Origin of the sequence: uncultured Sphingomonas sp. (genome assembly GCF_964243315.1) — a bacterium.
Classification (GTDB): Bacteria; Pseudomonadota; Alphaproteobacteria; order Sphingomonadales; family Sphingomonadaceae; genus Sphingomonas.
Map to the genome: position 1 here is coordinate 12208 of NZ_CAXTEM010000038.1, position 15183 is coordinate 27390.

The 15183-nt window shown below is 68.2% G+C and carries 10 protein-coding genes; 4 read left to right on the top strand and 6 right to left on the bottom strand.

Annotated elements, in window-relative coordinates:
* Positions 1-213 precede the first annotated feature (213 nt).
* Entirely contained in the window at positions 214-3138 is a 2925-nt protein-coding gene (locus ACFE77_RS11350) for a bifunctional cytochrome P450/NADPH--P450 reductase (protein ID WP_375421751.1), read from the top strand.
* Between the two features lie 89 nt (positions 3139-3227).
* Positions 3228-3674 (top strand): phasin family protein, encoded by a 447-nt coding sequence (locus tag ACFE77_RS11355; protein WP_375421752.1) that lies wholly within the window; start codon positions 3228-3230, stop codon positions 3672-3674.
* 167 nt (positions 3675-3841) lie between these two features.
* Here the strand turns inward: ACFE77_RS11355 and ACFE77_RS11360 are convergent, their stop codons facing one another.
* From ACFE77_RS11360 to ACFE77_RS11375, 4 genes are read right to left on the bottom strand one after another with little or no spacing between them, the layout of a single operon-like run.
* Positions 3842-4648: an esterase/lipase family protein gene (locus ACFE77_RS11360; RefSeq protein ID WP_375421753.1), complete on the bottom strand. Its 807-nt coding sequence runs from the start codon at positions 4646-4648 to the stop codon at positions 3842-3844.
* A gap of 53 nt (positions 4649-4701) precedes the next feature.
* A complete protein-coding gene (locus ACFE77_RS11365; protein WP_375421754.1) occupies positions 4702-5235 on the bottom strand; it encodes a GNAT family N-acetyltransferase in 534 nt (177 codons plus the stop codon).
* Positions 5232-6299: an alpha/beta fold hydrolase gene (locus tag ACFE77_RS11370; protein WP_375421755.1), complete on the bottom strand. Its 1068-nt coding sequence runs from the start codon at positions 6297-6299 to the stop codon at positions 5232-5234. Before ACFE77_RS11370 ends, ACFE77_RS11365 begins: the two co-directional genes overlap by 4 nt.
* Positions 6299-6652: a poly(R)-hydroxyalkanoic acid synthase subunit PhaE gene (locus ACFE77_RS11375; protein ID WP_375421756.1), complete on the bottom strand. Its 354-nt coding sequence runs from the start codon at positions 6650-6652 to the stop codon at positions 6299-6301. The genes ACFE77_RS11370 and ACFE77_RS11375 overlap by 1 nt, the downstream gene beginning before the upstream one ends.
* A gap of 137 nt (positions 6653-6789) precedes the next feature.
* Here ACFE77_RS11375 and hslV point away from each other — a divergent pair, with 137 nt between their 5' ends.
* Together hslV and hslU are read left to right on the top strand one after the other, a co-directional pair.
* Positions 6790-7332: an ATP-dependent protease subunit HslV gene (gene hslV / locus ACFE77_RS11380; RefSeq protein WP_375421757.1), complete on the top strand. Its 543-nt coding sequence runs from the start codon at positions 6790-6792 to the stop codon at positions 7330-7332.
* A 122-nt stretch (positions 7333-7454) separates the two neighbouring features.
* Positions 7455-8747 (top strand): ATP-dependent protease ATPase subunit HslU, encoded by a 1293-nt coding sequence (hslU, locus tag ACFE77_RS11385; RefSeq protein WP_375421758.1) that lies wholly within the window; start codon positions 7455-7457, stop codon positions 8745-8747.
* Positions 8748-8958: 211 nt separating this feature from the next.
* On the opposite strand, the gene ACFE77_RS11390 is transcribed toward hslU, so the two are convergent.
* Positions 8959-13560 carry an NAD-glutamate dehydrogenase gene (locus tag ACFE77_RS11390; RefSeq protein WP_375421759.1) on the bottom strand — a complete coding sequence of 1534 codons (4602 nt, stop codon included), beginning with the start codon at positions 13558-13560 and terminating at the stop codon, positions 8959-8961.
* Between the two features lie 97 nt (positions 13561-13657).
* Positions 13658-14917, bottom strand: a complete 1260-nt coding sequence (locus ACFE77_RS11395; RefSeq protein ID WP_375421760.1) for a hypothetical protein — start codon at positions 14915-14917, stop codon at positions 13658-13660.
* Between the last annotated feature and the right edge of the window lie 266 nt (positions 14918-15183).

Consider the following 15183-nt stretch of genomic DNA (forward strand, 5'->3'; position numbering starts at 1 on the left):
TCCCAAGGGGCTTCCGGTGGTCGGCCACCTCCACCAGATCGCGCGCGCGGGGCTGATCGGGCATCTGCTCAACGTCAGCCGCGAATTCCCCGAAGGCATCTTCAAGCTTAAGTTCGGCAGCCGGATCGGGGTGTTCGTCACCGATCCGATCTGGTCGCGATCCTGTCCGACGAGACCCGGTTCCGCAAGATGCCGGGGCCGGGGCTGCGGGTCGTGCGGCGGTTCGCGGGTGACGGGTTGTTTACCGCGTTCAGCGAGGAACCCAATTGGGGCAAGGCGCACCGCATCCTGCTGCCGGCGTTCAGCCAGCGGGCGATGCGCGGCTATTTCGACATGATCGTCGAGGTGTGCGACCAGCTGGTGGCTAAATGGACGCGGGCGAGCGGCACCGACGTGCTGGTCGCCGACGACATGACGCGGCTGACGCTCGATTCCATCGCAATCGCGGGGTTCGGCCACCGGTTCGACAGTTTCGAGAAGGAGGAGCTCGACAGCTTCCTGCTCGCGCTCGGGCGGGCGCTGAGCGAGTCATTGTCGATGATCACGCGGATGCCGGTGCAGAACCGCTTCGCCAAGAAGTCGCAACGCCAATTCGATGCCGACATCGCGGAGATGAACGCGCTGGTCGACGGGCTGATCGCTGAGCGCCGCCGCACCCCGACCGACGGCCGCGACCTGCTCAACCTGATGCTGACCGCGGTCGATCCCGAGACGGGCGAGCAGCTCGACGACGTCAACATCCGCTATCAGGTGCTGACCTTCCTGATCGCGGGGCACGAGACGACCAGCGGGATGCTGACCTTCGCGTTCAGCTATCTACTGCGCAACCCGAGCATACTCGCCCAGGCCTATGCCGAGGTCGATCGCGTGCTACCCGGCGACGTCCGGCCCGATTATGCGCAGGTCGCGAAGCTGGAGGTGATCGAGCGCATCCTGAAGGAAGCGTTGCGGCTGTGGCCGACCGCGCCCGCGTTCAGCCTGGCGCCCTTCGAGGATACCGAAGTCGGCGGCTATCTGTTGAAGAAGGACCGCCCGGTCAACGTCTTCGCGCCCGGGGTTCACCGCAATCCGAAGGTGTGGGACGATCCCGACAGCTTCGACATCGATCGCTGGCTGCCGGAGAACGAGGCCAAGCACCACCCGCACGCCTATAAGCCGTTCGGCAATGGCGAGCGGGCGTGCATCGGGCGGCAGTTCGCGATGGTCGAGGCGAAGATCGCGATGGCGATGCTGCTGCGCGCCTTTTCGATAAGTGACCCGCATTCCTACCGCCTCCGGATCAAGGAGACGCTGTCGATCAAGCCCGACGACTTCTTCATGCGCATCCGCCTGCGCCAGCCGCACGAGCGGATCGCGGTGGCGCCCGTCGCCGCGGACGCGGCGGACGAGGACGTCGCGGCGGTGACCGGGACCGGGCAGCGCTTCGCGGTGCTGTACGGATCGAGCCTCGGCACCGCGCGCGACATCGCCGAGGAGATCGCCGAACGCGCGCGGGTCGACGGGTTCGATGTCGTCGTGCGGTCGATGGACGACAGCTTCAAGGGCGGGGCGGCGCCCGAGGACAAGGTGATCGTGATCGTCACCGCGACCTATAACGGCCGCGCGCCCGATACCGCGATCGCGGTCGAGCGGGCGCTGGATGCGGGCGCCTTCGAAGGCACGGACTGGTCGGGCGCGCGGTTCGCGGTGCTCGGGATCGGCAACTCGCAATGGCCGAACTACCAGATGTTTCCCAAGCGGGTCGATGCCGCGATCCAGCAGGCGGGCGCGACCCGGCTGGTCCCGCGCGCCGAGGCGGACGGGCAGGGCGATTTCGACGGTGCGGTGTCGGGCTTCGTCCGCGATCTGTGGAAGGCGCTCGGCAGCGAGGCCGCGCCGAGCGGGTCGGCGGCGACCTTGTCGCTGACCCCGGTCGACACCGTCGCCGCGCGCGCGGGCGCCTTGCCCGAACATGCGCAACGACTGGAGATCGTCGCCAATGACGAACTCGTGCGGCCTGCCGACGGATTGTGGGACTTCGCCAAGGAGCCGCCGCGGCCGTCGACCCGGCTGATCCGGGTGCGGCTGCCCGCCGAGCAGGTCTACAACACCGGCGATCACATCGCGGTCTATGCGCGCAATCGGCCGGCGCTGGTCGCGCGTGCGATCGAGCGGCTGGGCGTGGATGCGGCCACCCAGCTGAAGGTCGATGGGCAGGGCGGGCGCTTCAAGCATCTGCCGCTTGGCCAGACCGTGACGGTCGCGCAGTTGCTGGCGGACTTTGTCGAGCTGTCGGACCCGCTGCCCAAGCGCGCGCTTGCGGTGGTGGCGGCGCAGACTCGCTGCCCGAATACCAAGCGCGAGCTAGCCGCGCTCGAGGCGGCGTATGACGAGGCGGTCGCGGCCAAGCGGATGACGCTGCTCGACCTGCTCGACTCGCATCCCGCGGCGGAGCTGTCGTTGGATGCGCTGGTCGAGCTGTCAGCGCCGATCGCGCCCCGCTTCTATTCGATCGCGTCGAGCCCGCTGGTGACCCCCGACATCGCCGACCTGATCGTCGGGACCAGCGTCGCGCCGGCTTGGTCGGGACTCGGCGAGCATCGCGGCTTCGCGTCGGGCTATATGGCCGGGGTCGCGTCGGGCGAGCAGGTGTTCGGCTATGTCCGGCGTCCCAACCCGCCCTTCGCCCCCGCTGCGCCCGACGTGCCGATGATCCTGATCGGGCCGGGCACCGGCTTCGCGCCGCTACGCGGTTTCCTCGCCGAGCGGGCCGCGCAGCCGGGATCGGCGCAGAGCCTGTTGTTCTTCGGGTGCCGTCATCCCGACCACGACTGGTTCTGCCGCGAGGAGATGGAGCGCTGGCAGGCCGATGGCGTGGCCGCGCTGTTCCTGGCCTTCTCAGCGGTCGACGCGCATCCTTGGAAATACGTTCAGGACGCGCTGTGGGCCGAGCAGGACAAGGTCTGGGCAGCGATCGAGGCGGGCGCGGCGATCTACCTGTGCGGCGACGGCCGGTTCATGGCGTCGGCGGTTCGCGACACGCTGATCCGGATCTGGATGCAGCAGGTCGGCGGCGAACATGCGCAGGGATCGGCCTGGCTCAACGAGATGATCGAGCAGGGACGGTTCCACCAGGACGTGTTCGGCTTCGGCAAATAGCACCGTGCAACCCGCGACCGCGCCGCCGGTTGTGACTGACGACAACAAGCCGGTATGCAAGCCGGAACCCTCGCGAAAAGGAACCAGATGTGGCAGACGAGACCAACGACGCGATCGATCAGGGCGCCGAGCGCGCGAAATCGGCGACCGATCAGGCCGCGACTGCTGCGAAGGGCGCGGCGGACACGATGCGCAACGCCGCCGACCAGGCCCGGGCCGGCTTCTCGGAGCGGGTCGTCGACCCCGCCAAGCGCGCGGGCGAGGCGATGAAGGCGTCGGGCCAGAAGGTCGCCGAAGGCGGCGCGACGATCGGTACCAAAATGATCGACCAGGCCGAACAGAATGCCCGCGAAGCCTTTGCCGCGATGCGCGAGGCGGCGGGCGCGAAGGACATCTCCGACGTCATCCGCATCCAGGGCGAATATCTGCGCGAGCAGAGCCAGCGCAGCATGAGCCAGGCGCGGGAGATCGGCGAGCTGATCATGCAATTCGGCCGTGACGCGGTGGCGCCGCTGCGGGGTGCGGGGGAGAAGTGAGGGGCTGCTAAGAGCGGAGGGGCCAGGGATCGCCCTACCGTCATCCCCGCGCAGGCGGGGATCCAGACTGGCTAGCTTCGCGGCTTAATGCCCGAGGTCTGCCAGTATGGATCCCCGCCTGCGCGGGGACGACGGATGTGTGGATGGGCGTCCAATGCGCCGTCCTCTTACGCGTGCCCGGCGGACGGGTAGACCAGGCCCTTCAGTCCGGTGCGCTGGAACGGGTGCCAGTCGTCCTGCGGCTGCGAGAGGCGGTCGGCTACCGCGTAGAGCACCGCCGGATTGACGCCGAGCCCGCAATGGCTGCCGTGCACCTCGATATTGTCGGTTTCCGGCCCCGAGGATTCCATGCAGTTCTGCCAAGCGACGACGCCGTCCTCGCGGGTGTAGATCGCGGTGGAGGGTACGGGGGGCGGAACTGCGACTTCGGAGAGCTGGTTGCGGGTGTGGTCGTCGTCGATCTTCTGGCCGGTGAGATATTCGTACGCGCGCCACACGTTGGTCGCGCGCGGGCTGCCCGCGAAGGGCGAGCCTAGGGTGATGACCTGGCGCACCGCGTCGGGGGCACGGCGGGCGACCAGGCGCGCCATGATGCCGCCGAGGCTCCAGCCGATCACGCTGACCTTCTGGCCGGTAAGGTCGTGGATCGCGTGAAGGCGCGCGATCAGCTTTTCGCCCTCGTGTCCGATCGCCTTGGGGCCCAGATTGCGGCCGAGTTCCCACGCATGCGCGTCATAGCCGAGGCGCTTGAGGTAGCGGCGAAGCACGCCGGTCGAGGTGTCGCTGGCGATGAAGCCCGGCAGGACCAGCACCGGATGCCCGTCGCCCCGCGGCGCCGCGGCCAGCATCGGTGCGGCGAACGGCAGCGACCCGAGTTCGACGAGCGCGCGCGGCAGCTCGGTCAGCGCGAGGAGCGCGGACGGTGCACGCACGGTGTCGTATCGATCGGATAGTTTCGGGGCGGCGGTCGCCATTCGGCCATTCCTTATTTGCAGTGCAGCATGAATGCGCAAGCGTCTTGAAAAGTTCATAATAGGCCGAAGGCTTCGCTCCTGGCCGCGACCCTCGCCGCGTCATAGGCGAGGATCGCCAGATCGTGCGAAACGCCGTCGCGCCCGCGGACCTGATCCTTCAGCATCGCCTCGGCGCGGAAGCCCAGGCTTTCGAACAGCGCGATCGATCCGTTCTGGTCGGTGGTCATCTGCGCGGTCAGCTTGTCGAGCTTACGGTCGGCGGCAATCGCAAAGATCGCCTCGAGCAGGTCGCGCCCTAGCCCGGCACCGCGGCGCCCGCCCGACACCAGCAGCCGCACCTCGCCAACATGCGCGCTCCAGCCGAGCGGATCGCGCACCAGTGCCGCGGTGGCGACGATCGCGCCGTCGTCCTCGGCGACGAGGCTGTCGATCCAGCCTTCCTCGATCGCATCCTGCCACGCCGCGACCACGCGCGGGTGGCGCAGGTCGCGACCGAGGAACAGCAGATCATGTTCGGCGAGCGTCGCGGTGAAGGCGAGCATCGCGTCGCGATCGGCGGGCTGGAAGCGGCGGATAGTATGGCTCATGTCGACCTCGTTGCCAGCCATTGGACGAGCCGCGGCCATAACCGCCGGATCGCGTTGCCCCCGGCCACCAGGCTGACATGGCCGCCCTTCAGCACCACCTCTTCCTTGTCGGTCGACCCGATCATCCCCAGCAGCGGCGCCGAGGAGGCGGTCGGGACGATATGGTCGTGCTGCGCGGCGACGTGCAGGAACGGGGCGGTGATCCGCGCGAGGTCGATCGGGCGGTCGCCGATCGTCATCGTGCCGTCCAGCAGGCGGTTCTCCCACAGCAGCTGGCGCGTGGTCTGGCGGAAATACTCACCCGCGAGCGGCAGGATGTCCGCCGCCCAGCGATCGAACATCCGGAACGACTTCACGAATTCGTCGTCGTGGAGATTGTCGACGAGGCGGACCTGACCGGCGGCGCGGCTGCCGGGCTTCAGCAGGTCGAACGCGGTGTACAGATAATCGCCGGGACAGTTGCCGAACGTGTCGACGAGCCGGTCGACATCGAAGAAGCGCGGATCGGCCCAGGCCTGGAACATGTCCATCTTCGAGAAGTCGACCGGAGTGGTGAAGGTGACGAGATTGGCGAGCCCATGGTCCGGATGCAGCGCCGCCCATAGCAGCGACAGCACGCCGCCGAAGCAATAGCCGATCACGCTGACGTCGCGCTCGCCGGTCTCGCGCGCGACCCGCGCCAGCGCGGTCGGCAGGAAATCGAGGACGTAATCGTCGAGGCCCAGCCGCTTCTCGTCCGCGCGCGGTGCCTCCCAGTCGAGCATGAAGACGTCGAACCCCGCCTCCAGCAGATATTCGACCAGGCTCTGCCCCGGCACCATATCGAAGATGTAGCCGCGATTGGTGGTCGCCATCACCAGCAGGATCGGGACCCGGTAGACGTCGTCGACGCGCGGGCGATAATGATAGAGGCGCATCGTCCCGCGCTCGATCAGCACGTCCTTCACGCTGGCACCGAGCGTCGGACCGCTGGTGGTGAAGTAGGACAGCCCCTTCAGGTTGCGCTGCATCGCGCGATCGAACTCGCCCCTGGCGGCGGTGAGAAGATCGGGCGCGGTGGCCATCAGGCGGCGGGCGCCGGGGGCTTACGGCCGCGCGTCGGCTTGGGCTTGGCAGTGGGTGCGGGTAACGCGCCGTCGGTGAGAAGCGCCTCGATCCGCAGCAGCGACGCTTCGATGCGCCCGATCCGTGCGGACAGATCCTCGATCTCGCCGCGGCTCGGCATGTTTGCTGCGGCGAGCCCGCGCTCCATCATCTGCTTCATGGCCGCCTGGGTATTCATGGTCGCGGCGTTCGCGCCGTGCATCGTCTGCGACCATTGGTCCGACTTCAGCACCTGCCCGCCAACGCTGTTGGCCATCTTCTCCCACTCGCCCAGCATCTCGCGAAAGAACGCGGCCGGATCTGGTATCGTCATGATGCGCAGCATCGGCGTGAGATGGGGCGGCGTCAAGCGCGGTGGGCCGTGCGATGCGGTGGCGTTCGGCCACCCCTTTGCACGCGCGCCCTACGCTACCTACATCGCCTTCCATGAGCGGGAACGATCCACACGCCATGCCGGTCTGGCACGGCACCACCATTCTTTCGGTACGGCGCGGCGGCAAGGTCGTCTTGGTCGGCGACGGCCAGGTCTCGATGGGCCAGACCGTGATGAAGCCCAACGCACGCAAGGTCCGCCGCCTCGGCGACGGATCGGTGATCGGCGGGTTCGCGGGCGCGACCGCGGATGCCTTCACGCTGTTCGAGCGGCTCGAACGCAAGCTCGAACAGCATCAGGGGCAGTTGCTGCGTGCCGCGGTCGAGCTGGCGAAGGACTGGCGGACCGACAAGTATCTCCGCAATCTCGAGGCGATGATGATCGTTGCCGACAAGGACATCACGCTGATCCTCACCGGCAACGGCGACGTGCTCGAACCCGAGGCGGGGGTCGCGGCGATAGGTTCCGGCGGTAACTACGCCCTCGCCGCCGCGCGCGCCCTGGTGGAATATGAGGGCGACGCGGAAAAGCTGTGCCGCAAGGCGATGGCGATCGCGGCCGAGCTGTGCGTCTACACCAACGACCGGCTGACCGTGGAGAGCATGGACAGCACGAGCTGAGATATTCCCCCCTCCCGCCTGCGGGAGGGGTTGGGGAGGGCCTGTTCCAAGAGCCACCCCCCTCATCTGACAAGCCCTCCCCCAACCCCTCCCGCGCACGGGAGGGGAGCAAGTGGAAGAACATGAACGACGCACTTACCCCCAAGGCCATCGTCGCTGCGCTCGACGCGCACATCATCGGGCAGCAGGACGCCAAGCGCGCGGTCGCGGTCGCGATGCGCAATCGCTGGCGGCGGCAGCAGCTGTCGGCCGACCTGCGCGACGAGGTCACGCCAAAGAACATTCTAATGATCGGGCCGACCGGCTGCGGCAAAACCGAGATCAGCCGCCGGTTGGCGAAGCTCGCCGACGCGCCGTTCGTGAAGGTCGAGGCGACCAAGTTCACCGAGGTCGGCTATGTCGGCCGCGACGTCGAACAGATCGCGCGCGATCTCGTCGAGGAAGCGATCCGGCTCGAGAAGGAACGCCGCCGCGTCGCGGTGAAGGACAAGGCCGAGGAGGCCGCGATGGAGCGGCTGCTCGATGCGCTGACCGGCAAGGGATCGAGCCAGGCGACCCGCGAGAGCTTCCGCCAGCGCTTCGCCGACGGGCATCTCGATGCCGCGGAGGTCGAGATCGAGGTCGAACAGGCGCCGCAGATGCCATTCGACATCCCAGGTGGCGCGCCGCAGATGATCAATCTCGGCGAGATGATGAAGTCGTTCGGCGGCGGGCAGCAACTGAAGCGCCGCAAGCTCGGCGTCCGCGCGGCGTGGGACAAGCTGGTCGAGGAGGAGGCCGACAAGCGGCTCGACCAGGACGAGGTCAGCCGGGTCGCGCTCGCCGACGCGGAAGCCAACGGCATCGTCTTCCTCGACGAAATCGACAAGATCGCGGTCAGCGACGTGCGCGGCGGCTCGGTCAGCCGGGAAGGCGTGCAGCGCGACCTGCTGCCGCTGATCGAAGGCACCACGGTGTCGACCAAATACGGGCCGATGAAGACCGACCATATCCTGTTCATCGCCAGCGGCGCGTTCCACGTCGCCAAGCCGTCGGATCTGCTGCCCGAGCTACAGGGCCGACTGCCGATCCGTGTCGAGCTGAAGGCGCTGACCGAGGCCGATTTCGTGTCGATCCTGTCGGACACCAAGGCGTCGCTGCCGCTCCAGTACAAGGCGCTGATCGCGACCGAGGGCGTCGACGTGTCGTTCACCGACGACGGCATCGCCGCGATCGCGCGGATCGCCGCGGAGGTGAACGGGCAGGTCGAGAATATCGGCGCGCGGCGCTTGCAGACGGTGATGGAAAAGCTGCTGGAGGAAGTCAGCTTCGACGCCGACGACCGCAAGGAGCCGGTCGTGGTCGATGCTGCCTATGTCGACGGGCAGTTGAAGGAAATTGCGCGGAACACGGACCTTAGTCGCTTCGTGCTGTGATCTAGGGTGAGCGCTGCGTTCGGTCTGGGAACCTGCTCAAGGTCCGGATCGCCCGCTACATGCGCACCCGTGTCCCCGCGCAGGCGGGGACCCAGGGTCTAGCAAGACAACCACTCGCGTCTTGCGATACCCTGGACTCCCGCCTTCGCGGGAGAACAGGAACGTGGTCCGCGGCAGTTCCGCCTACGCGGGTTAACGCCCGAAAGCGACGCTACCGCCCCAACAGCACCCGCGCCTGACCCGCGATCTGCGCGAGCATCGCCGCATTCGGCGCGGTGGAGTGCCGGGCGCGGTCGATCACCGCCTTGAACTGGGTCACGCGCGGCGCATTGGCGGTGAGCCATGCGGCCACCGCGCCTTGCGGGTCGGTCCCTGCGGCCTTCGCCAGATATTCGAGGCGTACCTGCTGGAAATCGCGCGACAGGTTCGCGAGCAGCAGGCGTTCCCATGGATCGCTCGACACGATCCGCGCCGCGGTCGCCTGCGCCCAGTCGAGCCCGAGCGCCTGGCCGAGATGCGTGAAGGCGCGGGTCAGCGCGAGTTCGTCGAGCCCGAGCCGCTGGCCGAGATCGGCGAGGCCGACCGCGCCGTCCATCTCGAACAGCCGCACGACCTTTGCCGCCAGGGCGGCGGGCGCGCCGATCGCCTCTAGCTGCGCGGCGATGCGGGCGCTCTGCGCGCTCGCCTCTTCGAGCAGCAGCGCCTTGGTCTGCGCGTCGAGCGTGGCGATGCCGGCGCCCAGTTGCGCGATGACCGGGCCGGGGGTGGTGCCCGGCCGATTGATCCGCAACAGGTCCGCGATCTGCGAACGGGTGGCGACCGCGACCTCGTCGAACAGCGCGATGCGTGCCGCCTCTGGCATCGCTGCGGTCTCGATCTCTCGCCACAGCGCGTCGAGGCCGAACAGGCGTTCGCACACCACGAACATCGCCGCGACATCGGCCATCGCCGAGCCTTCCTCCTCCGCGACTTCGAACGGATAGAGCACGCCCATGCGGTTGACGACGCGGTTGGCGAGTTTGGTGGCGACGATTTGCGGCCGTAGCCGATGCGCGTCGATCGCGTCGGCAAACCGCTCTCGCATCGCCGCGGGGAAGGCGGCGTGGAGATCGCTGGCGAGCTCGGGCGCGGTGGCGAGGTCGCTATGCTCGATCGCCTCCTGGAGCGCGAGTTTCGCGGTCGCGAGCAGCACCGCGAGTTCGGGGCGGGTCAGTCCGCCGCCGTCCTGGCCGCGGCGCAGCAGTTCCTCGTTCGGGCCCAGACCCTCGACCGCGCGATCGAGCCGGCCGGCGGTCTCGAAGATCTCGATCAGCTGTACATAGCTGGGGATCGCGGCGGCGCCGTCGGCCTCGGCGATCGACAGGGCCAGCGTCTGCAGGCGATTGTCCTCGAGCACCAGATGCGCGACGTCGTCGGTCATGCTCGCGAGCAGCGCGTTGCGCGCGTCGTAATCGAGACGGCCTTCGATCATCTCGCGGTTGAGCGCGATCTTGATGTTGACCTCGTTGTCCGAACAATCGACGCCTGCCGAATTGTCGATGAAGTCGGTGTTGATCCGGCCGCCCGCGGCCGAAAACGCGATCCGTGCCGCCTGGGTGACGCCGAGATTGGCGCCTTCGCCGATGGCAGTGACGCGCAGTTCTTCGGCATCGATGCGGAGCCGATCGTTGGCGGGATCGCCGACCTGGACGTTGTTCTCCGCCGCGGCCTTCACATAGGTGCCGATGCCGCCGAACCAGAGGAGGTCCGCGGGGCTCTTCAGGATCGCCGAGATCAGCGCGGTCGGGTCCATCTCGGTCGCGGTGACGCCGAGGATCGCCTGCGCCTGTGGCGAGAGCGCGATGGTCTTGTCGGTGCGCGCGAACACGCCGCCCCCCGGCGAGATCAGCGACGGATCGTAATCCGCCCAGCTCGACCGCGGCAGCGCGAACATCCGGGCGCGTTCCGACCAGCTCGCGGCCATGTCGGGATCGGGATCGATGAAGATGTGGCGGTGATCGAACGCCGCGACGAGGCGGATCGTCTTCGACAACAGCATGCCGTTACCGAACACGTCGCCCGACATGTCGCCGCAGCCGACCACGGTGATCGGGTCGGACTGCACGTCGACGCCGCGTTCGGCGAAGTGGCGCTGGACCGAGATCCAGGCGCCCTTGGCGGTGATGCCCATCGCCTTGTGATCATAGCCGACGCTGCCGCCGCTGGCGAAGGCGTCGCCGAGCCAGAAGTCGCGTTCGAGCGCGAGCGCGTTGGCGACGTCGCTGAAGGTCGCGGTCCCCTTGTCGGCGGCGACGACGAAATAGGGATCCTCGCCGTCTAGGATGGTCACACCGGCGGGATGCACGACGCGGCCGTCGACGATGTTGTCGGTGATCGACAGCAAAGATCGGATGAAGATGCGGTAGCTTTCGGTGCCCTCAGCCAGCCAGGCGTCGCGGTTTCCTGCGGCGGGCAGCTGCTTGGGGTAGAAGCCGCCCTTGGCGCCGGTCGGCACGATGACGGCATTCTTGACGCGCTGCGCCTTCATCAGCCCGAGGATCTCGGTGCGGAAATCGTCGCGGCGGTCGGACCAGCGCAGCCCGCCGCGCGCGACCGGGCCGGCGCGCAGGTGGATGCCCTCGACCCGCGGCGAATAGACCCAGATCTCGCGCCACGGCACCGGCGCGGGCAGGCCGGGGATGAGGTGGCTGTCGAGCTTGAACGCGAGCGCTTCCTCGGCGCCGGGCGCGAAGGCGTTGGTGCGCAGCGTCGCCGCGATCAGGTTGCGATAGGCGCGCAGGATGCGGTCGTCGTCGATCGCGGACACCGCGTCGAGGCCCTGTTCGATCGCCGCATCGGCCGCGGCGACATCGCGATCGCCCGCGGGATCATGCGCAGCGGCGAAACGCTCGATCAGCGCGGCGCCCAGCGCCGGGGCGCGGCGGATCGCGTCGACCACAGTGTTGAGGCCATAGGGCAGGCCGGCTTGGCGAAGGTAGCGGAACCACGCGCGGAACAGCACGACCGACGCGGGCGCCATGCCGGTCTCGACGATCAACTGGTTGAACGCGTCGTTCTCGGCGCGGCCTTCCAGCACCGCGGCGATCGCGCCTTCGAGCACCGCGACATCGCCGCCGCCCGCGGTCGCGGCGACCTCGACGACGAAATCATGGACGAAGGCGTTGGTCTCGTCGCGCAGCCGCGTCGGCAGTTCGCCGATCACCCGGAAGCCGAAATTTTCCAGCACCGGCACCGCATCCGACAGTGCAAGCGGGCCGAGTTTGTAGATCTTGAGCCGGCGGTCCTCGCCCGGCACCGCGGGGAACAGCCGCACCGATCGGCTATCGGGCGTGTCCAGCCCAGCGATGCGGATGATGTCGGCGGCGGCTTCGAACGGCGAGCTGACGTTGCGATAGTTTTGCGGGAAGGTCGCCGCCCAGCGCAGCGCGAGCCGCGCCGCGCGCTGCGTCGTCAGCGACTCCGCCAGCGCCGCCTCGACATCGGGCACCCAGCCGCGGACCATCTTCTCGAGCCGGTCGGCAAGCGGCGCGACGTCGGGCATCCGACCGGCACCGCGCAGGTCGATGGTGTAGCGCAGCAGCGCGACGGTGCCGTCCTCCAGCGCGATCGTCCAGTTGATGATCGATCCGTTGGCGGCCTCCGCCAGCATGTCCGCGATCGCGACGCGACGCGCGGTGGTCAGCTCGTCGCGCGGCAGCCAGGCGAAGGCGAACAGATGCCGGCCGAGCGCGGACTGCACCAGCACCAGCGCCGGGCGCGGCCGATCGGCGAGCGACATCGCGGTGAGCGCGAGATCTTCGAGCTGGGCGGGCGAGAAGCCGATGACGATGTCGTGCGGCAGCGCGGTCAGCGCATGGGTCAGCGCCTTGCCGGCATGGCCCTTGGGATCGAAGCCGACCTTCGCCTCCAGTTCCGCCAGCCGCGCGCGCAGCACGGGGATGTCGCGCGGGCGGGTGGCGAGCGCGGCGCTGGTCCACAGCCCCGAATGGATCGACAGGCCGGTGACCTTGCCCGCGTCCATCAGCGGCACGACCACAAGGTCGAGCGGCACCGCGCGGTGGACGGTGGAGATCAGGCTCGATTTCATCAGCAACGGCGCTTCGCCGCCGCGTTCGAACCAATCGATCGCCAGCGCGCGCGATGCTTCGGCGAGGATCGGCACGCGGTGGTCGTTCCGCGCGATGCCGAGCGCTTCGCCCGCTGCGCCCTCGACATGCCAATCCTGGTGGCCGAGCAAGGTGAACTGCCCGTCGAGGAACCATTGCAGCAGCGCCGCGCCTTCGCCCTGCGGCAGCGCGGCCTCGTCGCGCGCCATCGCGCGTTGCAGCCGCGGCCAATCTGCGACCGCGGCGCGCACGTCCGCGAGCACCCCGCCGAGATCGTCAACCAGGTCGCGGCGTTCGCGCGCGTCGACCCGTTCCATCTCGATATAGATCATCGATTCGGGCGAGCCGGCGCCGCCGATCTCCTGCAGCTCGCCCTCGCCCGAGCGACTGGCGCGAACCACCGGGTGGATAACGCGTTCGATGTCGATGTCGTGCGCGCCGATGGCGGCGGCGATCGAATCGACCAGGAAGGGCATGTCGTCATTGACGATCGCAAGCCGCATCCGGCGGCGGACATCGTCGCTGGAGATCGGTTCGAGCGCGATCGCGGGCGTGCCGGCGCGGCGGGTCTGCGCGGCAGCAGTAACGAACCGCGCCGCCTCGGCGATTTCTGCCGGACCGAAATTCTTGAGCTCGCCCGGCAGGGCTCCGCGGGTCAATCGTGCGGCGAGCGCTTCCGACGGTTCATGCGACGTGGTGACAGCCATAAGAGGGCGTATGCGCCTGCCGACGACCTATCTCAAGGCCGCGCGCGATTTCCGATAGTTTCTCGCACACGCAACATAAGTTCTAGCTGCGTGTGCGTCAGGCAGCGCGGCGGATGATACCGTCGACCAGCGATTTGCCCTCAACCCGCTTGATGACATCGACCGTGCCGTCGACACCGGCGCGAGCCAGCAGCACGACGAACTCGTCCTCGACCGCGTCGATCGCGAGCGTGCCCAGCACCGGCAGCGCGCGGAGTTCGGCGGCGGCGCGAGCATAGAGATCAGCAGGCAGGGAGGGGGCGGGGCGGCGTGCGGCGCGTTCGGCGGCAACGATCGCCTTGATCCCGCCTTCCGCATTGTCGAGGAAGTCGGCGAGGTCGCCCGCGGGCACCGCCGCCCGGCGTGCGGCGGCGAGCACCGCGGCATATTCGGCAATCCGAGTCTTGTCGTAATCGGCGCCGAAGACGAGCTTGATCACCGGGGTCAGCGGCGCGCGTGGCTGGGTCTTGATCGCGGCTGCTTCGAGCAGCGCGGCATAGCCCGCGGCATCGGCATCCGCTGCCAGCGCGAAATCATGCGCACGGCCGAGCGCCCGGTACAGCGCGGCGCGACCGCGGGTGTCGGCCGCGCGAACCGCCGCGGCGCTCTCGCGGGCAGTGGCGAGCTGGTCTTGCAGAGTGCCGGCGGGTGCAGCCTCCACGATCTCGGCATGGTCGGCGCTGGGGCCATCGGCCCAGATCGTCACGTCGGAGGAAGTCGGGGCCGTCGGCCTGCCGACCATGCGCACCGCGGCATCGAGCTCGGCGGTCAGCGTCGCCTGTGTGTCGGCATCGGCGACTTCCTTCCAGTTGATCACGCCGTAGATAAAATCGATCTCGCCGCCGTCCGACGAATAGGGCATCAGGATGCCGCGATAGAGCGTGGTCCGGCCGCGGGTGCCGACGAATTCGGCCTCGAACCCGATCGGGGCGCGATTGGCGATGATCTGCAGATAATGATCGGTCAGCCGCGACAGCAGCGAACGGCTCGGCACGTCGACGACCCGGGTAATCGAGCTTTCCAGCGCGCACTCCTCGCGCAGGGTACGGCCGAGATACGCGATCGTCGGATCCTCGATCCCGCGGGTGAAATCGAGCAACACGCTGTGCGGCCCGAAATCGGCGATGCGGGCGGGATCGAGATCCTCGATGTTCGGATAGGCGCGCGACTTCAGCAGCGACACCCAGTGATTGTACGCGCGGACATGCATGCGGCGTTCGTCGCCCCCGAGATCGAACACCTCGTCCGAGACGGTCATCTCGTCTTCCGCGTCATCGAGGGCGATCCGCTCCTCATCGAAATCGCGCGCCGTATCCATGCGTCGAATCCCTCAACCTCAACGGGCGACATGCCCTCGTGCGACGCTTGTGCACGGTTGATGGTAAACGCGGGGTAAAGGCAGGATGAAAGCCGGCGGACGGCTGGGTGAAGGCAGGCGCATCGGATCGGCTTGTCAGCCCCCAACCAAGCTGGTAAGCGCCCCGCCTCGCCCCGCAACACCATGCGGCGACGGGCCGCTTTAGCTCAGCTGGTAGAGCATCGCATTCGTAATGCGGGGGTCACAGGTTCGAGTCCTGTAAGCGG